The sequence below is a fragment of the Heliobacterium mobile genome (assembly GCF_009720735.1).
Classification (GTDB): domain Bacteria; phylum Bacillota; class Desulfitobacteriia; order Heliobacteriales; family Heliobacteriaceae; genus Heliobacterium; species Heliobacterium mobile.
This window is the reverse complement of the sequence record NZ_WNKU01000010.1, coordinates 1-19,620: the sequence shown is the minus strand read 5'-3', so window position 1 is coordinate 19,620 and position 19,620 is coordinate 1. Positions and strand designations below refer to the sequence as shown.

Here is a 19,620-nt window from a genome sequence, read left to right as displayed (position 1 = left end):
GCCTATCCAGATTAAAGGACGGTTGAGGCAACGATATGAAAGTCACCTTCCCCCACATGGGCAATATGGCCATCGTCGTAAAAGCCCTATTAAAAGAGCTGAATATCGAATTCATACCTCCACCGCCGATCACGAAACGAACCCTTTCCTTAGGAGTTCAGCATGCCCCCGAGTCGGCCTGCTTGCCCTTAAAAATGAACATTGGCAACTTTTTGGAAGCTGCTGAGAAGGGAGCCGACACGGTTCTCATGGCCGGTGGGATCGGACCTTGCCGCTTCGGCTATTACAATCAGGTCCAGCGGGAAATACTTAACGACCTCGGTGTGAACTTGAATATGATCGTTCTTGAGCCGCCCGATAACCATATCGGTGAACTCCTCAAACGTCTACGCGCGCTCACTGGGTCCAACTCATGGTGGCGACTGGTGAAAGCCATTCGCTTCGCCTTTGCCAAATGCGAAGCCCTCGATGACCTGGAGAAAGCGGCCTCGCGCATACGCTGCCGGGAACTGCAACGGGGCGATGTGGACCGGGTCTACGCTCAGGCATGTGAAGCGATCGACCAAACTACCACCCCAAAGGAAATCGAGCAGTGCCGCGATGAGTTTTTGACGAAAATGCGTTCGCTGCCGCTGGATCATCAAAAACGTCCGATTCGCATCGGTATCGTCGGCGAGATCTATACACTGCTTGAACCGAGTTCTAACGGTTTTATGGAAAAGAACTTAGGCCGCCTCGGAGCCGAAGTGAGCCGGTCTATTTATCTGAGTGAATGGGTAAACGAACATCTGCTCAAAGGGTTGTTGCCAGTCAAGGGACACAAGCTCACCCGCAAGCGAGCGCAGCCCTATTTAAGCTGTATGGTAGGCGGCCACGGTCAAGAATCGATCGGTGCAACCATCGAATATGCCCAGCAAGGCTATGACGGCGTCATCCAGGTGGGTCCTTTGACTTGTATGCCAGAGATTGTGGCTCAGTCCATCATGCCGAATGTAGAAAAAGATTTTCACATCCCTGTTTTAACCATCTATGTAGACGAACAGACCGGTGAAGCGGGACTGCTGACTCGCCTGGAAGCCTTTGTGGACATGCTGGAACGGCGTAAACGCAATCAGGTCGAATCGGGAATGCAGGGATAGGTAGGAACTACATTTTACTTTGCTAGTTCGAGATTTCGTATGAAGGAGAACGTTCCATGGTAAAAGACCTCTTATACCTCGGGGTAGACGTAGGTTCCGTTTCGACCAACCTGGTCTTAATCGATAAATGGGGCGATGTCAAGGAGGCCCTTTACCTGCGGACACAGGGACGTCCACTGGAGACGATTCAGCGCGGTTTAGCCAAGCTGGCAGAGCGATATGACGATCACCAGATCGGCGGAGTGGGTACGACCGGCTCAGCTCGTACTCTCGCCTCGGTCGTCCTCGGTGCTGATGTAGTAAAAAATGAGATCACGGCCCATGCTGTCGCTGCGAGCCGTCTCGTACCAGGGGTACGAACGATCCTGGAGATCGGCGGCCAGGATTCGAAACTCATTCTCCTCAAAGACGGTGTCGTATCGGACTTCTCCATGAACACGGTCTGCGCGGCCGGGACGGGATCCTTTCTAGACCAGCAAGCTGCGCGGCTGCAAATATCGATTGAAGAATTTGGAGAACTCGCCGTCAAGGCAAACCATGCTGTACGTATTGCCGGGCGATGCTCCGTCTTTGCTGAGTCAGACATGATTCATAAGCAGCAGATGGGTCATTCCCTCGAGGATATCGTTGCCGGCCTCTGTGAAGCACTGGTGCGAAACTTCCTAAACAACTTGGGGAAAGGCAAAAAATTGGAGGCCCCTATTGTGTTTCAAGGCGGTGTCGCGGCCAATGTGGGCATGCGTCAAGCCTTCGAAAAAGCATTAGGCCATGAGATATTCATCCCCGAGCACCATAAGGTCATGGGCGCAGTCGGTTCGGCGCTGCTGGCCCAGGAAACGGTCAACCGTGCTGGCGGATTAACGCAGTTTAAAGGATTCTCTATGTCCGAAGAGAAGATCGCCGCTAACTCTTGGGAGTGCGGCGACTGCCCAAACCTTTGTGAAGTTATCGAAATACAAGAAGCCGGTCAACTGTTAGCCCGTTGGGGAGACCGCTGCGGAAAATGGGAAAATGCCCTTGCGGTGGCTCGAAGCGAGGCGGCGTCGGAGGCGCAGTTGCAGACAGCAGGACAGTGAAGCGATAAGGAAAGAAAAATCAAACTTGTTCAAGTAAACTCAAAGAGAAACTAACACCAGAAGTGCAAAACCATGAAATGCTAAAACTACCAAGAACCACCCCAAGGAAGAAAAAAACTCACGATAAAAAACCGCTCCTGCACCTCTTAGTGTGCTGGGCGGTTTTTTATCACCCTTTCAAGGGTTTTACATAATATACAGCATCCCTGCTCCGGCAGTCCGGAAAGGAGAGAGATGCTATGGTAAAGGGACAGGAAAGCCTTGCACTTTCCAAATGGGAGCTAGATGTGCTCCAGGAATACCCCTACCAAATCGTAGGGGCGGAGCAGCGGGGAAACTCGTGGCGGCTGGACACAGACCGTGGTCTAAAAGCGTTGTACCGGTATGAAGAAAAGGCAGGACAGGTGTCCCAGATGCATGCCCTGTTAGAGCACCTGGCAGCCCGAGGATTTCGGCGCACCAACAGATTCATCCGTACCCGCGATGGCTGGCCCTACGTGTATCGTGGGACCTACACTTACGTCCTGACCGATTGGGCAGCAGGCAGGCCAGCCGACTTCAGCCAAGAATCAGACTTACAGCGGGCGACTCAGACATTGGCGGAAGTCCACCGTCTAGGGGCGGGAAGCCCTGTCAACAGCGGTACTTCCTTGTCCCAGGAAAACCAGTGGAATCGGAAGCTGGCCGAGCGCAGAGAATCCTTGCAGTGGTATCGCCGTTTAGCTGAAGCCAAAAAGCCCCCCAACGAATTTGAGGCACTTTTTTTGGAACGGGCCAACGAATTCGAAAGGAAGGCTGCTACGGCGCTTCAGGAGTTGGCCGATGGAGGAATTGAACGAGTAGCCGATGAGGTGCGATCAGCGGGGATCGTCTGCCATCGGAATTGGCGGGAGGAAAATTTGCGTTTTAACGGTGAACAACGGTTGGCAGTCATCGGCTGGGACGCTTGCGGGGCCGATCTGCCTGTAGTGGAGTTAAGCCAGTTTATCCGACGGGCGATGGCAGCCCGGAAATCCTGGGAGGTGGATCTAGGTCGGCAGATACTCGCCCGATATGAAGAGACTTGTCCTCTCAGCGGAAAAGAGAAAAAGATTCTTCTCGGATTGCTCGCTTTTCCCCAGCAGTTCTGGGGTACTGTCTCGGACTATTTTCGCGGCCAGCGAGATGGAGAGGAGATGACGGTCCGGCTCCGGGAAGGCATCACCGAAGAAGAGCATCGGGAGACCTTTTTAGCAGAACTTCGAGGCTCCCTGTCGCCGGGATGAACGATGTAGATGCGAGTGGAGGTGAAAGACTATGTGGATGCAGAGCCGTTATGTCGGCGTCGATCCTCGATTCCGGCAGCCCCGGAAAAAAAACCGCTCAAGACCGATGGAACGTCAGGAACGAAGAGAGCGCCCAGAACGGCGCGATCAGGTTGAACGGTCCCGTCAGGTAGAACCGAGAATTCCGAATGTTGATGAGGCGGCTTTTGAACGCCTGTTAAAAGAACCGGTTCTCGATCGAACCATCCCGGGTTGCGAACCCTTGCCACAGGAACTCGTAACCACGGCAAAAGAGGAAGGATCCTTGGTGGGATCAAGCCAAGAAAACCAATACGACAAAAGCGAAGGGCTTAAAGAAGTTGAACCCGAAAACAGTGAGGACACCTTGCCGCTAACGGAAACCATAGAAGTTGTAAATCCCCTGTCAGCTGATGAAATACCGCTTGTTTCCGCGCCACCGCCTGAGACAACATCCGTAGATGATACGGTGATACCCCTTTTTCCGGATCCACTCAATGGTATAGAGGCAAATCGGTCAGTGAACCAAAGCGTATCCAACATGAAGGCACCTGTGACGGTCATGGAGGATCTGGAACGTCTTCCCGATCGGGAAGCGATCGAACAGGTGCTTCTGGAACATGATATGAAGATGCAGAACGTCCTGCGCCAAGGGGACCGGAGGATTATCGAGACCGATCAAGGTTCCATCGTCATCGAAACGGTCAACGGTCCTCATGCCTTTCGCCAGATCCAAAATGTCATCCATGCTTTGCGGCATCTTCAGGATAATGGCTTTCCCCATTGCCCGAATCCACTCTTTTCCAAGTACGGTGAAACGGTCATTCCCTGGGAGGATCGAGCCTATTACATCTACCCCAAGATTTCCGGCCGAACGGTGAAGTTGGAAAGTACTCGTGATTTTCGGGAAGCTGGCCGTGCTTTAGGGTTGCTCCATCGCAGCGGACGGGGGTTCCAAAGTCTTTATCCCGGATTAAGAGAAGAAGACTCTAGCTTATCCCGGTTTAGGGAGGGGAAGGAAGCGGCCGAGAGGTGGCTGGAAAAAGTTCAGAGTCAGCGCTTCTTCTCTGATGCTGATCGTCTGCTCAGGGATGACATGCCGAAACTAACCGAGCGGGCTGAAAAAGCCTTCGCTTGGGTGGAGGAGGTCTATCAGGCAAGACGGAAGCAGGTCGATGAGGAGGGTGCTTTCTGTCATGGTCGTTACGGCACGGAGGCACTCCTAAAAAACCATCAGGGCTTCTGGGTCGAACAATTCAATGATTGTCGCAGTGATGTACCTGTCCTGGATTTAGCCGAATTTATCGCTGCTGTGACCCGCAGGTCTCGTGATGGCTGGAAAGACGCTTTGAATGTCATTGAAGGCTATGAATGGGCCGAGAAGTTGAGGCAGTCCGATTGGATGATTCTTCTAGGCCATTTGCTGTTCCCCTTTAGCCTATGGGAATACTTGGAGCAAAGACAACAGACCCCATCCAAGACGATCGAGATCATTCCAGATCGCAAACTACAGGATCAAGGGTATCGACGGGCTCGCCGGGCTGTGGAGATGTGCAACCGGACCTATGTAGCCGCCTATCGCTTAGCGGCACACAGTGAAATCGAGCTTCCGTTTCGAGACTGAGTCATAAGCGTAAGAAGATAGGAAAGGGTTAAAGAAAACGCTGCCTGTAGCGGAGCTGTCTCCGGCAGGAAATTTCTTTACCGAGACAGAATAAAGAGGTATGAAATTTCCCGAACGATGGGAGTCGACGGTCATGGACGAAAGGGACCTGAAGACAACGGCACCAGTTCAGGTAAAGGCGAAACTATGGATCGAAGTGGATGGCAATGTCCTGTTCAGCCAAGGGCGAATGCGCCTTTTAGAAGCGATTGATGAGACCGGATCTATCAGCCAAGCGGCGGCTAAGATGGGTATGTCCTACCGGGCTGCCTGGGGAAAAGTGACGACCACGGAGCAGCGGCTGGGCGTAAACTTAGTGGAACGTTTCCCAGGCCATAAGGAACAGGGAGCGGCGTTGACCGAACAAGGACGCCAACTTCTACAGCGGTTCCAGGCCTTTAACGGCGAAGTGTTGCAGGCCATCGACGATTTGTTTGCAAAGCATGTGCAGGGACTGGTCGGGGACATTCCCTCGATAACAATGGAGGACGAAGATTAAATCGTCCTCCATTTCACATGTTAAGAGAGGATTTTTTCAGAGCTCGACGAATATTCAGATATGCTCCTACAAGCAGAGGTGGAAGGCAGTGAGTTTGTGGAGTTAATTCTCTCTGGCATCGGGCAAGCACTCCATTTATTATTTCAGGGTGATCCAGAAGTCTGGGCGGTCACCTGGCTCACCTTAAAAGTATCGGGGATCGCCACGATCATCAGTGTCCTCATGGGAGTTCCCATGGGAATTCTCCTGGCGCTGTCCCGGTTTCCCGGAAAATCCCTCCTGGTCAGCTTGGTCAACACCGGTATGGGCTTGCCGCCAGTGGTTGTCGGCCTTTTCGTGACGATCCTCCTCTGGCGGAGCGGTCCTTTGGGGATCTTCGGCCTTCTATACACGCCAGCGGCGATGATCTTAGCCCAAGCCGTCATCGCATCGCCGATCATTACGGCATTGACCTTTGCGGCGATTGAGCAATTGGATCCTAATTTACGCTACCAACTCTTATCCCTGGGAGCCACTCGACTCCAGACGGTATGGCGACTGGTCTTGGAAGCGCGTCTCTCTATCCTGGCGGCGGTAATTGCCGGATTCGGCGGTGTCATCTCCGAGGTCGGTGCCTCGATGATGGTTGGCGGAAACGTAAAAGGGCAGACCCGGGTGTTAACGACGGCGACTGTGATGGAAGTGTCCAAGGGAAATTTTGATGTGGCCATCGCCTTAAGCATCATTTTGTTGACCCTCGCCTATGGGGTGACCTTGATCCTTACATTGGTCCAGCAAGGGAGACAAAGGGGATGATGGATTCGATCTGCGCTTCCTTGGAAAACATCGAAGTGATCAAAAACCGCCGCCCGATTCTCCAGATCGATAAACTAGATTTTCCCGATGGGAAAATCACTGCCTTAGTCGGTCCGAACGGGGCCGGTAAGAGTACCCTCTTGAAGGTCCTCCATGGACTCGAACAGCCTGACGGCGGGACGGTTTACTTTCGTGGACAAGCTGTGGGCGGAAGGGACGTAATGGCCATTCGACGGCGTATGGCGATGGTCTTTCAGAACCCCTGCCTCTTTCAAACGACCGTCTATGAAAATATTGCTGCCGGTCTGCGGTTTCGAAAGTTCCCGAAGAGAGAGATCGAACCTATCGTCCGCCACTGGGCTCAGCGTTTTGGCGTGGAACACCTGCTTGACCGCCAGGCCCGACAACTCTCCGGCGGGGAGGAACAGCGGGCTGCTTTAGCCCGGGCACTGGCCTGTAAGCCAGAACTTTTAATGCTGGACGAACCTTTTGCTTCCCTCGATCCGCCTACACGGGATTCCTTGTGCCGAGACCTGCGAAAAGTCATCAAAGCGGAAGGGATCACGGCGGTAATCGTTACTCACATGATGGAAGAAGTTTTTTTACTTGCCGACCGGGCAGTGATGCTGTCACAAGGGCAAGTCCTGCAAGCGGGAGCGCCGGAGGAACTCTTGGACAACCCCGTCAACGATGAGGTAGCCCAATTTTTCGGAGGGCGGCCTGTCATCGTCGGGCACATCCGATCACGAAGCGACGGGAAAGTAGAAGTGGTGACCTCAAAGGGGCGTTTTCAATTGCCTGCCCTAGCCGGCGATGAGGGAACATATATCCTTTGTCTGCGAGGCGAGGAATCGGAGCCCTAAAAATAGAAAGGCCATTTCGGTTACTCGACCTTGTTTCTTTTTGTGCTCTAAAAAGCGCTTTCCTTTAGATACAGGATAAGGGAGGAGGGAATTAGATATAGACTGAACCTTAATCTGATTCTCGATTATGAAACTATACATTTTAGGGAGGTAATCGTCGTGTATCGAAAACTATCGCGATTCAAAGTATTTGCTGCGATGCTAGTTGCCCTATCGCTCTTGCTGGCTGCCTGTGGTTCCGCCCCGACAGCCCAAACAGCTACAACTGTACCCGCTAATCCCGATGTCATCTTGGCTACCACCACCAGCACGATGGACAGCGGATTGCTCGATGTGCTCATACCTGCCTTTGAAAAAAAGAGTGGCTATAAAGTGAAGCCCATCTCAGTCGGCACTGGGCAAGCCCTCGCTATGGGAGAAAAAGGAGAAGCCGATGTCCTGCTCGTCCATGCACCTGATGCGGAATTGAAGGTTGTCGAGAAAGGCGCCGCCATCAATCGTCGTCTAGTGATGCACAACGATTTTATCTTCGTCGGTCCCCCTAGTGACCCCGCCGGGATTAAGTCGGTCAAGACCAGCATCGATGCCATGAAAAAGATTGCCGAAATGAAGCAAATCTTCATATCCCGTGGCGATGATTCGGGCACCGACAAGATGGAGAAAAGCTTTTGGAAAAAAGCGAATATCCAACCTACTGGCACGTGGTATCAAGAAACAGGCGCTGGCATGGGCCAAACCTTAAATGTAGCTTCTGAGAAAAAAGGCTACACCTTGACTGACCGGGCTACCTTCTTAGCCCAAAAGAAAAATAATGACTTAGACATCGTTCTGGAGAAAGAACCGGCTTTACTGAACATCTACCATGTGATGGAAGTGAATCCGGAGAAATTCCCCAAAGTGAACAAAGACGGCGCAAAAGCTTTTGCTGACTTTATCGTCTCCCCGGAAGGACAGGCGATCATCAAAGACTTCGGTGTCAGCAAATATGGCCAGTCCCTCTTCGTACCGGATGCCGGAAAAAACGAAAGTGAACTTGGCAAGTAGTACCCTTGAATAGTAGACTCTCAGGAACAAAAGCCCCTCGCACTCCTCTTATGGATTGGCGAGGGGTTTTTCCTTTTGGCATAGAGATTGTTCTTACAGCGTAGTATCTCAGCAAGGTAAGCATGACATCATTGTGCCTTTTACCGTAGAGGAGAAGAATCCATGGGAAAAGTAACTCACAGTAGTGTATTTGAGTTGGGCTTGAGGTGGTCCTGGTGAGCGCCGCTGAAGCAATGGGCGAACTGGATCCTCGAATTTTGCTGGCCTTTGATCTGAGACCTCGCCGTATTGAACCGATGCGTGGTGCCTTTCGGGTGGAAGACAGCAGGGGGACCTGGGTGTTAAAACGGTTTCCCCATTGTGCCGAAGATCTGCAATTTATTTATAAGGTGCAGCAACATCTGTTGGCATCGGGATACCGCCGATTTTCCCCAATCTGCTTGACACCGCAGGGCGCCTTGAGTTTGGAGTTTGAACAATATCACTGGATATTGACTGCCTGGATGGAAGGACGTGAATGCGACTATGACCGATGGAAGGATCTCGGAGCAACAGCCGGTGCAGTCGCTGAACTACACAGGCTAAGCCGTGGCTTCTTTGCACCGGAATATGGAAACCGGAGTTTATGGGGACGGTGGCCGGATATCTTCAACAACAAAATCAAGCAGTTGGAAGAATGCCGCTTGGCCTCTCGGCGAAAAGCGGAACAGGGCGACTTTGACCGGCTTTTTCTAAATCACCTAGAGGGGGTCTTGGAAGAAGCTAAGGAGGCTAGCCGAATCCTTGAATTTTCCCCTTACCATAGCTTGATGAAACAGGAAGCCCTGGCCGGCGGTTTTTGCCATCATGACTTGGCTCACCATAATGTGATCATCAATGAGATGGGAGATCCCTACTTTATCGATTTTGATCATTCCATACAGGATACTCGCTTGCATGATCTGGCCAGCTTGATCATCCGGGTCTTAAAGAGAGATCACTGGTCTATCGAGAAAGCCTATAAGATTTTGGAAGCTTACAGTATCGCTTACCCTTTGTCAGATGATCACGTAAAGGTGATGTACTGCCTGTTAGCTTTTCCGAACGACTTCTGGCAGTATGCTTTTTCCTATTACTTTGAGAATTTGCGACAGCCTGCCGAGTATCACACGAAACGATTGAAGCGTTTTTGCAGCCAGCAAAAATACCGCCGCCGTTTTTTGCGAGAGTTTGGCGATTCGCTCTAGGGCATAGGTACAAGTTTTGTCGCGTATCTTCTTAGCGATACGAAAAATGGGCAAATCCCTGTCACAGCCTCTGCGTGCAAAAAGGGTTCAGCCATTCCGTTCGTTTTTTGCTAATCCGAACAAGTTCTGCAGGTAGAAATTCGGTATTTAGCGGTAACTACGACGCGGTAACATTTTCAACAGGTACTGCGTAATATATCAAGTCCCCAATGGCAAAAAGCCAGCGGGCAGTCGAGGAGGTGGATTGTGAAGATAGGAATCGACGCCCGTGCGGCGATTTGGTACCGGGGGACAGGGATAGGTACGTACACATACCAACTGTGCAGGCATCTCTACGATGTCTGTAAACAGGAAGAACTGCGTTTTTTCTGGCCTGGTGATGAGTTTCGTAACCTCCATATCACCCAAGATGATGTCTTTCGCCAGGTGGAGCAAAACAAAGATCGATTCTGGGAGGAAATCCACATCCCACAGGTGATTCAAAAAGAAAACATCGATCTCTATCACGTTCCCCAAAACGGCATCGGTTTGCCCTACCCGAAAGAATGCCCATTGGTGGCCACGATCCACGACTTAATTCCCTATATCTACCCGGAGACGGTGGGCAAGGGCTATCTGAAAATTTTTTTGGAAGAGATGCCCCGGATCTTGGAGGTGGTAGACCATGTGATCGCTCCTTCTCATTGCACAGCACGAGACTTGGAGCAGATCGCCGGGGTGCCTCGGAATAAAATTACCGTCATTTACGAGGCGGCCGAACCGATCTATCAACCGATGGATCGGGAGCGGGCGCGCCTGTTTATGAAGGAGCGTTTCAGTGTAGATAAACCTTATTTGCTCTATGTGGGCGGTTTCTCTCCACGAAAGAACATTCGCTTGTTGATTCACGCCTTTCATCAAGTCCGGCGCTATCTTCCGGAGGAGTATTGCCTGATCATACCGGGCAAGCAGTCTAAAGAGTATAACGATTTAGAGTCTATGGTAGCAGCACTGCGACTGCAAGAACATATCCGTTTTCTGGGCTTCGTCAAGGTAGATGAACTTCCACGGATCTATAACGGGGCGAGTGTCTTTGTGTACCCCTCCCTCTATGAGGGATTTGGCTTGCCGCCGATAGAGGCCATGGCCTGTGGCACACCGACGCTGGTATCTAATGTGTCCTCTCTCCCCGAGGTGGCTGGTGATGGAGCTCTTCTGTTCTCTCCAATTCGAACCGAGCAGTTGAGCGAACTGATCTATGCCGTTTTAACCGATCCGGAACTAGCCGCTGAACTAGGTCGAAAAGGATTGCAGCGCGCGAGATGCTTCAGTTGGCGTCGGGCGGCCCTCACGACCCGAGATGTTTTCTTGCGCTTGAGATAGATTGGACAATGTGGGCGATGCCCGATAATGTTCGCAGGGAGGGAAAAAGATTGGCTAATCAATGGATGAGACGATGGGAAGAGGGAGGTCCAGCAGGTCTGAAGGGCCTCGATTTGCATATCGTCACCTTTGATATGGGAAAAGTGGACCGCGAGCAGCAGCGTGTAGGATCTACAGATGCGGAAGTGCATCTGCTGGAAGTGCTGCAGGCCGATGATCGTGAATTGCATCTGAATGTGCAAGTACTGGTTAAGGCAGTTCTAGAATCGGGGCATGCTTCGGCAGAAGGCCATGACCATGACGCAAACTCTGAAAGTCAGGATCAGCTTGTATCTACCCTATCTTTGTTAGATCAGGCGATACCGCCGGGGCCGGATATACAGCATCAGGAACAACTGCTGATGATCCCGATTCCCTTTGAGAGAATCGAACAAAAAGATGCGATCGCTGCGGGCGAGAGCGAAGCTTTATCGGTCTTGCATGTCCATCCCCATTGGGTCGATGAAGAACTGAAGATCGATGTGGTTCTTGCAACGGGGGTACCACAGGAGCGGGATTTCGATTGTGAGACGAACGATTATGAGGAAAGAAATATCTCTTTGACGGGAGAAGGTTTTCCGAGTCAGGGAGAAGTGATCGCCTTTGCTTGGCGAGCCGAAAAGACGGATCAGGAAGGGTTTGTAGAGCTGCGTGGACAGACCATTGTCGATATCGGGGAAGAGCATCCCTTGGCTCTGCTGGAGACGGTCCATATTGTGGAATACGGTGCTGTGTTCCTAGGGGATCCCCAATGGAGTTCAGAAGATGGACAGTGGGAACTGGTAGGACCGGCGATGGTTCTGCCCTTTGAGGTACCACAAAACATAACTGTGCAAGAGGAAGCCATACAAGGGGAAGTTACGCAAGAGATGGTGACCCAAGGGGCAGCTATCGAAGAGACAGTTCTACAAGAGACGATGATCCAAGAAGCAGTGCAACAAGACTCGCCTGGGCAAGAGGACGTTCTACAAGAAGCTATTTACCAAAGTGAAGATAAGCAAGAGGTTGCCAAGCGAGAGGCAGCCCTAGAAGAGGCAGTCGCACAAGTGGCGGCCGCTCAAGAGGTTGCTGTTCAAGAGCCAACTGTACAAGAGGAAGATATCAAAGACGAAGCTGTACAAGATGAAGTATTACTAGGCGACGCCACGGAAGAGCTAACCGCTCATGAGTCATATACGCAAGAAACCGCTTTGCAGCAACCTTTTCCTGCTTCGCCCTATGCAGATGCATTCTTGTCCCCACAAAGTAGTTTTGGCTCGGAGCCCACCGCTTTTGAAGAGGTGGCAGCAACAGAGAACATGGACGTCATTCCCGTAACCGTTCCCGTCATGACTGGTGAGGTTCCGTTACTCAACAAGTCCGTGGAAGAATTTGAGCCGACTTGGTCCGAATATCCCTCGCCAGTTCATCATATCGAATCTGCCGAATACCCGGCCCCGCCGATTTTAGGTGAAGAAGCCGAATATCCACCAGTGAAAGGACTGGAACTCAAATTCAACAAAGAGGCTGCTGCAGCCGACGAATTCCAGGCCGGTTTATATGAACAAGCAGCATCTCTTTATGAACCACCGGGGTTTTTTTATCCACAGCCCCTAGTCTTTGCTGATCCGGCAAGTTCTCTAAGAAATAAAATAAACGCTTATGAAGAACCGGGGACTTCGTTTGAGGAGCAGGCTACTGCCTTAGAAGAACAGTCCTCTGTTTCTGAGGAACAATTCGCTCTTTCAGAAGAACAGCCTAATTTGTTAGAAGAACAGCCCACCTTTGCTAGTCCCGGGATGCCGGTGACGGCTTACGAAGAACCGATTCTTCCTGGTCTATCCGTTGCATCCGCTGAATCGGAGAATTATATAGGATACCCTGGTTATCCGAACCCAATGTTTTATCCAGAAATGCGGGTGATGCCTCCTGCTCCAGAAGCCATCGATTATCCTGCCGACTTCCAAAATTCTGTAGAAGAGACGAGTACCTCAGCGTCAACGGAACCCGGAGAAAGCGATGAACATTTCCCCCTCATTCAGTACGAAAATCAAGATGTACGCTCTTCCGGAGATATTCAAGATGAAGAGATCACAGAGATTCTCGAACAATCGGCGCAGGCCTGGCCCCCGTTGGAACCTCAATGGTCACCTGCCGGTCAGATGTGGCCGATTGTAGAACAACCCTGGCGACCGGTAGTTCAACTTTGGCCTCCGGAAGAGGGAGAATGGATCCAAACAAACCAACCCTGGAAAGTGGCTCAGACGGAAGTCGCCGCCTCCATCCAGCCAGAAATCGGTGATATTCCCAGTAGAGATGAAACAACCTCCGAAAGGGCTGCTCAAGTGCCGGTGAGTAAAGATACGGTAGAGCTAGAGTCTGAATCGGAGATAAAAGATGCAGCAGAAGTCGCCGATGGAGCCATAAGTGAGGTGGAAGTTGCACAAACCAGCCCTCAAGTTGAAGAAGGATCTTTTGAGGAGATTTTCAAAGAAGATTTAGCAGTTACAAAAGACATAACTTACGCTAGTCAATCACCTGATAATGAAGAATCCATTGATGTAGAAACGATGGCTGAAGAATCTATATCCAAGGAATCCGTTGCTGAAGAATCCACCGATGTAGCATTCACTGACGTAGAATCCACTGCTGAAATATCTGAAAATGAAGTATCCGCAAATAACGTAACGACTGATGTGGCATGCACCAAAGAACTTCCCCTTACTGAAGCTTCTCTCGATGAACTCTCCTCCAAAGAAGCGTCGACAAAAGACGTCATCATGGAAGACGTAGCCGCCCAAACCGCTGCCGAAGAAGAAATTCGCCGTGCCCGGGAAGAAATGATCATCACCGATGACGAAGCAGTATTCTCCCGCGATAAATCTATTCCCGATGATATAGCTCCGGTTTTAAATGAGATTCGAACAGCTGAAGAAGAATTGGCTGCAACACAAGCCGTACTCGTTGATGAAACTTCGATAGATGATCCTAATGATGGGAGTAATGATCTTACCTCACCGACCGTCCAAAAATTCCCCTTCGGAAGAGAGCGCCCTCTCATAAACATGGAAGGCCGTCGAAGTACGAAGAATGAACCTCGCGCCCGAGTCGAAGACATAGTTCCCCCGACCCCATCTAAAGAAAGTCCTTTCCCCCGCCGTATACCTTCTCCCCGGACGTCCCGTGTAGAGCCTATACCGGCTCCATTACCGCGCACTGGTCGTCGTTTGGCCCAAACCGCTTCAACTCCGGCAGCGAAAACAGAGTTCATTGAATCACCTCAGATTTTTGAGCCCAAACCTGCAGAAGTCCGCCGGTTTCCCCGTCCCTCTGCACTAGAGAAAAATAGAAATCTCGATATAGCGGGGGGCATTGGAACTGCCGGTTCAAGAGCAAACGTTGGAGAACAAGAAAAACAAAAGGGCAAGCGGCCTGAGAAAAAGTGGAAATTCATTGTAATTCAACCTGGTGACACAATTAGCAGCATCGCCCGGCGTAATCGTGTTTCGGAAGAATCTATCCGCACCTTGAACAAACTCGGCCCAAATGACACGATTGAAGCCGGCCAATCCATCATGGTTCCTCGAAACGCCTAAAGGCAGACAGATTTAAACAAATGGACAAATGGTACACCGTCGACGATATTGTCGGCCGGATGAAGGTCTCCAAGGAGCGGGTACTCACATGGATCCTCGCGGGGATGCTGTCGGCGACTGACCTCGAGGGAAAAGGGGATTACCGCATCAGACAGCAAGACCTTGATTTATTTTTGGCTCGGCAAAAAGACAGGACCTATCAAGCCCTGGAGAAGGTGAGGGCCCGTGTAGAGGAAGAGACGATCGTTCTCGGAGATTTATACGACTGGCTGCAGCAGGAGAATGGTTCCCTCTCCTCTCTATATAAACAGATGGATGACTGTCTGTTGCAGGTGGTCGAGCAATTCAAGAGCCAGTGGGACAGCGCTCGTCAGTCCGGGGAACATATCCGCGCTCGTGCTTTTCAAGATGCTTTAACCGAAGTCTATCAACGCTGGGAAAGACCTAAACAGATTTACCAGCAGTGGCTGATCAATCAAGAAAAGCGCTGGCAGCTTTTTATCGCTCAATTAGGTCCCCTATTGGAATCTAATGCTGGTCTGGTGACTCCATCAGACCCTTTTTTGGCCATCCATATGTCCGAGTTAAATACCAACAACAGCACGCCTGACATCCTGATGGAAACAAAAAAACGAAACCGTGACTTTTATCAAGCCTTATATCTATGGGCAAAACGGGAAAATACTGCTCTTCGGGAGCATTACGAACGGATGGAGCGCTGCATCAGCCGGATCGTGGAGGCCTTGCAGAATTCGGCCAAGAAGGCTAGTAAAAACATGGAGTTTGAACGAGGCCAATCCTTTCAAGACGCAGCCAACATCGCCTATTACCAGTGGGAACAGTCCCGTTCCGTCTACAATCAATGGCTGTTGGGATTTCATGAACGCTGGCAAACATGTCAATCCACGGTGAAACTAAACTTGGCTAAATTTCGCCAAGAGATGGGTCGTGCGACGGAAGATCAAGAACCTCCCGATCCAAGCTATGAGCAGGAACCTTTTGATCATGGGCCGGATCTCGTATGAACGGGTATCCGGCCTTGGCATTTGTTTGTCAGAAAGAGTACAATATACCCGGAGGGAGAAGATGGAACGTTATGACGTGTTGCGCCTCGCCATGACAGCCGGTGAGATCATGCTGGTCAATGGAGGAGAAACATACCGGGTCGAGGATACGATTCGACGGATCTGTAAGGCCGGCGGTTTGACGGGAGAAGAAGCCTTCGTAACCCCGACGGGCATTTTTTTGACCGTTGACGACATCAAAGGCGAACCGCCGCTATCGATGGTTCGGCGAATTCCCGTTCGCACTATCGATCTGAATAAAATCGCACGGGTCAACGATTTTTCCCGGCGTTTTGCCCAAGGGCGTATGACTGTCCAAGATGGGACGGAGGAACTCGCCGAAATCCGCAGAGAAGTCACCTATAACGAACGATGGACCTTGGCTGCATCAGCCGTCGGCGCGGCCGCATCGACGATGCTCCTCGGCGGTGGAGTGCAGGACTTAGCGTTGGGAGCCATAGTGGGTTTCTCGACGATGGCCTTCTTGCATCGGCTGACGATGTTGCAGACCACCCACTTCCTCAAGGAGTTTGTCGGAGGGGCTTTTGCGGCAATACTGGCGCTAATTCTGGTAAAATTCATCGGTCTGTTTGCTGGACAAGTTGCCTTTTTTCAGCCTGATAAAATCATTTTAGGAACCTTATACTTGCTTGTGCCCGGTGTGACCTTGACCAATGCCATCCGAGACCTGATTTCGGGAGATCTCGTGGCTGGTGTGGTTCGAGGGATCGATGCACTATTGGTGGCTGGTGCTCTCGCTGGTGGCAGTGGATTTGTGCTCGCCTTTTGGGGAGGGAGTTAACCATGGCTATCACCGGTGATCTGATCTATTCCTTCATCGTGACGGTTGCCTTCGGTCTGCTTCAGCAAATTCCGCCCAAAACACTGCTATCTGCCGGGATCATCGGTGTGGCTGGACGAGCCGTCTTCTTGATCGGCAGTTATAACGGCCAAGCTCCGACGATGGCCTCTTTTCTCGGGGCTGTCGTCATCGCCGTACTTGCGGAAATTATGGCGCGTTGGCAGAAGGTGCCTGTCAGTGTCTATGTCGTCTCTAGTTTTATTCCTCTCGTTCCGGGTCTAACCACATATGAAGCGATGGGGGATTTTCTTCGCGGTGAGTACACGCAAGGAATCGCTAAATCGACTCAGGCTGGATTAATTGCCATTGCGATAGCTGCCGGATTGGCTGTCGTATCGTCTATTGCTAGGTATCGAAAGGCCGTGGCGACTCGAAAGATAAATAAAACACCCTAAGACATCGAATGAGAATCGATGTCTTTTCGCATTTATTTGACTTTTTACGGCGCAATCGAAAAGTGTTGAATTTCACAAACTCCTATGCTAGAGTTAAATCGAACTTGTGGTCTGATCATTAAACCGATGACTGTATCATTATTCTTACTGGGGGGTTTGGAGTAATGCTTTCGCAACGATTGCGCAACGATTCACTTAAAGAATTAATCATGTCGGCGGAAGAGGCATCAAGATTTATTGAGGATGGAATGACCGTCGGTTTTAGCGGCTTTACACCGGCTGGGGACGTTAAGGTTGTACCCTTTGCGCTGGTTGAACGGGTAAAAAAAGAGGGACAACCTTTTAAAATCAATCTTTTTACCGGTGCGTCCATCAGTTCGAAAGTGGACAGCTTGCTTTCCGATGCCGGTATCGTCAACTTACGCCTTCCGTACCAGTCGGACAAAGGGATGCGTAAACACCTCAATTCCGGTGAAGTTAACTATATTGACCAGCACTTGTCCCACACAGCGGAGTTTTTGCGCTCCGGTGCTCTTCCTGCTGTCGATGTAGCGATTGTTGAAGCCGTAGCGATCACGGAAGAAGGTTACATTGTCCCTGGTTGCGGCGTCGGCAACACACCGATCTTTATCCAACAAGCAGAAACAGTCATCGTGGAGCTCAACCTGGCTCAACCGCTGGGCTTAGAAGGTCTCCACGACATCTATATCCCTAATCCCCATGGATCTCGCGAACCGATTCCTCTCACGCAACCAGGTGATCGCATCGGCACGACGGTGATTCCTGTCGAGCCCGGTAAAATTAAAGCCATTGTGGTGACCAACGAACTTGATGTGAATGCAGCGATGACACCTCCTGACGAAGAAACGGCGACGATGGCTAATCACTTGATCAACTTCCTTCGTGATGAAGTGGCCGCCGGCCGTCTCGGTCCCAGCTTAGCTCCCTTGCAATCCGGTGTCGGTTCCGTGGCTAACGCCGTTTTCTATGGCTTCCTAGATTCGGAGTTCTCCGATCTGCAAGTCTATTCGGAAGTGCTTCAAGATGCCGTCTTCGATCTGCTCGATGCCGGTAAAATCAAAATGGCTTCTGGTTGCTCCCTGACCATCTCCCCAGCTAAACATGATGAAGTGCTGGAAAACCTGGACAAATACCGCGATCGCCTGGTCCTGCGGCCTCAGGAACTTTCCAACAACCCGGAAATTGCCCGTCGCTTGGGTCTGATCGCCATCAATACGGCCATCGAAGTCGATATCTACGGTAACGTAAACTCCACTCATATCATGGGTACCCAGATGATGAACGGTATCGGCGGTTCCGGCGACTTTGCCCGTAACGCCCGACTGACCTTCTTCTGCACCATGTCCACAGCCAAAGGCGGCAAGATTTCCAGTATCGTACCGATGGTTTCTCACGTAGATCATACTGAACACGACGTAGACGTGATCGTCACTGAACAAGGCTTTGCCGACCTTCGCGGCCTCAGCCCCCGGGAACGGGCCAAACGGATTATCGAAAACTGTGCCCACCCGGATTACAAACCTATGCTTATGGAGTATTATGAAGAAGCTCTCCAAAAAGGCGGTCATACGCCGCACAACCTGGAAAAAGCTCTCTCCTGGCATGTCAAGTTTGTAAAAGAAGGTTCCATGAAGTAAAGCAGTGATATAAGTCTTTCCGAAAAGGTCATATATAAAGTATTGCGCCGAGTAGGGAATTGACCCTATTCGGCCTTTTATCATTTAAACCACTCATTCTAGACGGATATTTCCAGTTGAAATACACAAAGTGAGATGATATACTACAGTTCCTGTCGAAGACGGGGCGTTTTATTCGGGAATAGTTCACACACGAACATTATTGTTGTGTTGTAGTCAATAGGTTAGTAGTCAAAAGGTGGATAAGGCAAAGCAGATAATTGCCTAAATATACCGGTTGATATAACGAGTAAAGCGTGATATCATAAGCATCTGCTCGGTAAACGGGCAGGAAAAGCGCTGGTCCTTGAAAATCAAACAGTTGTAAGCAAAAGCGTGCGAAACCAAAGTCAATTCGGCCCGCGCAAGCGGGACGGACAACTTCTTACGAGTGGATGACTTCTGTTACAAGAAGCCTTAACTCGATAAGAAACCTTATCAATAAGAGCTTGACTCAAGCTTATCTACATTTTTTGTGGAGAGTTTGATCCTGGCTCAGGACGAACGCTGGCGGCATGCCTAACACATGCAAGTCGAACGGAGCACGGATACTTCGGTGGAAGTGCTTAGTGGCGGACGGGTGAGTAACGCGTGGATAACCTGCCTGAGAGTGGGGGATAACAGCCCGAAAGGGCTGCTAATACCGCATAACGTTGTCTGGGGACATCCCCGGACAACCAAAGGAGCAATTCGCTCTTGGATGGGTCCGCGTCCGATTAGCTAGTTGGTGAGGTAAGGGCTCACCAAGGCGACGATCGGTAGCCGGCCTGAGAGGGTGAACGGCCACACTGGGACTGAGACACGGCCCAGACTCCTACGGGAGGCAGCAGTGGGGAATCTTCCGCAATGGGCGAAAGCCTGACGGAGCAATGCCGCGTGGGGGATGAAGGTCTTCGGATTGTAAACCCTTGTCTTCGGGGAAGAAGAATGACGGTACCCGAGGAGGAAGCCCCGGCTAACTACGTGCCAGCAGCCGCGGTAATACGTAGGGGGCAAGCGTTGTCCGGAATGACTGGGCGTAAAGCGCGTGCAGGCGGA

Annotated in this window: 15 protein-coding genes and 1 rRNA gene; all 16 read left to right on the top strand. The window is 51.0% G+C overall.

Annotated elements, in window-relative coordinates:
- The first annotated feature begins 35 nt into the window (after positions 1 to 35).
- Positions 36 to 1,139 carry a 2-hydroxyacyl-CoA dehydratase gene (locus GJ688_RS09905; protein WP_155476400.1) on the top strand — a complete coding sequence of 368 codons (1,104 nt, stop codon included), beginning with the start codon at positions 36 to 38 and terminating at the stop codon, positions 1,137 to 1,139.
- Between the two features lie 56 nt (positions 1,140 to 1,195).
- Complete coding sequence (locus GJ688_RS09900; RefSeq protein ID WP_155476399.1) at positions 1,196 to 2,215, top strand: acyl-CoA dehydratase activase; 1,020 nt, start codon at positions 1,196 to 1,198, stop codon at positions 2,213 to 2,215.
- Positions 2,216 to 2,454: 239 nt separating this feature from the next.
- Positions 2,455 to 3,480 (top strand): CotS family spore coat protein, encoded by a 1,026-nt coding sequence (locus tag GJ688_RS09895; protein WP_155476398.1) that lies wholly within the window; start codon positions 2,455 to 2,457, stop codon positions 3,478 to 3,480.
- A 31-nt stretch (positions 3,481 to 3,511) separates the two neighbouring features.
- On the top strand, positions 3,512 to 5,122 hold the full coding sequence (locus GJ688_RS09890) for a phosphotransferase (protein WP_155476397.1): 1,611 nt from the start codon (positions 3,512 to 3,514) through the stop codon (positions 5,120 to 5,122).
- A gap of 133 nt (positions 5,123 to 5,255) precedes the next feature.
- A complete protein-coding gene (locus GJ688_RS09885) occupies positions 5,256 to 5,660 on the top strand; it encodes a winged helix-turn-helix domain-containing protein (RefSeq protein WP_155476396.1) in 405 nt (134 codons plus the stop codon).
- 96 nt (positions 5,661 to 5,756) lie between these two features.
- A complete protein-coding gene (locus tag GJ688_RS09880) occupies positions 5,757 to 6,455 on the top strand; it encodes an ABC transporter permease (RefSeq protein WP_170291862.1) in 699 nt (232 codons plus the stop codon).
- Positions 6,452 to 7,318 carry an ABC transporter ATP-binding protein gene (locus tag GJ688_RS09875; protein WP_155476394.1) on the top strand — a complete coding sequence of 289 codons (867 nt, stop codon included), beginning with the start codon at positions 6,452 to 6,454 and terminating at the stop codon, positions 7,316 to 7,318. Before GJ688_RS09880 ends, GJ688_RS09875 begins: the two co-directional genes overlap by 4 nt.
- Before the next feature lie 198 nt (positions 7,319 to 7,516).
- A complete protein-coding gene (locus GJ688_RS09870; protein WP_155476494.1) occupies positions 7,517 to 8,362 on the top strand; it encodes a substrate-binding domain-containing protein in 846 nt (281 codons plus the stop codon).
- A gap of 215 nt (positions 8,363 to 8,577) precedes the next feature.
- Entirely contained in the window at positions 8,578 to 9,588 is a 1,011-nt protein-coding gene (locus GJ688_RS09865; RefSeq protein WP_170291849.1) for a CotS family spore coat protein, read from the top strand.
- A 246-nt stretch (positions 9,589 to 9,834) separates the two neighbouring features.
- Positions 9,835 to 10,950: a glycosyltransferase family 4 protein gene (locus tag GJ688_RS09860; protein ID WP_155476392.1), complete on the top strand. Its 1,116-nt coding sequence runs from the start codon at positions 9,835 to 9,837 to the stop codon at positions 10,948 to 10,950.
- 50 nt (positions 10,951 to 11,000) lie between these two features.
- Positions 11,001 to 14,564 (top strand): LysM peptidoglycan-binding domain-containing protein, encoded by a 3,564-nt coding sequence (locus tag GJ688_RS09855; protein ID WP_170291848.1) that lies wholly within the window; start codon positions 11,001 to 11,003, stop codon positions 14,562 to 14,564.
- Between the two features lie 20 nt (positions 14,565 to 14,584).
- Positions 14,585 to 15,589 carry a helix-turn-helix domain-containing protein gene (locus GJ688_RS09850; protein WP_155476390.1) on the top strand — a complete coding sequence of 335 codons (1,005 nt, stop codon included), beginning with the start codon at positions 14,585 to 14,587 and terminating at the stop codon, positions 15,587 to 15,589.
- Positions 15,590 to 15,650: 61 nt separating this feature from the next.
- Complete coding sequence (locus GJ688_RS09845) at positions 15,651 to 16,430, top strand: threonine/serine exporter family protein (RefSeq protein WP_170291847.1); 780 nt, start codon at positions 15,651 to 15,653, stop codon at positions 16,428 to 16,430.
- A 2-nt stretch (positions 16,431 to 16,432) separates the two neighbouring features.
- On the top strand, positions 16,433 to 16,885 hold the full coding sequence (locus tag GJ688_RS09840; RefSeq protein ID WP_155476388.1) for a threonine/serine exporter family protein: 453 nt from the start codon (positions 16,433 to 16,435) through the stop codon (positions 16,883 to 16,885).
- Positions 16,886 to 17,049: 164 nt separating this feature from the next.
- Positions 17,050 to 18,543, top strand: a complete 1,494-nt coding sequence (locus GJ688_RS09835; RefSeq protein ID WP_155476387.1) for an acetyl-CoA hydrolase/transferase family protein — start codon at positions 17,050 to 17,052, stop codon at positions 18,541 to 18,543.
- Between the two features lie 511 nt (positions 18,544 to 19,054).
- Positions 19,055 to 19,620 (top strand): 16S ribosomal RNA (locus GJ688_RS09830); the annotation flags it as partial.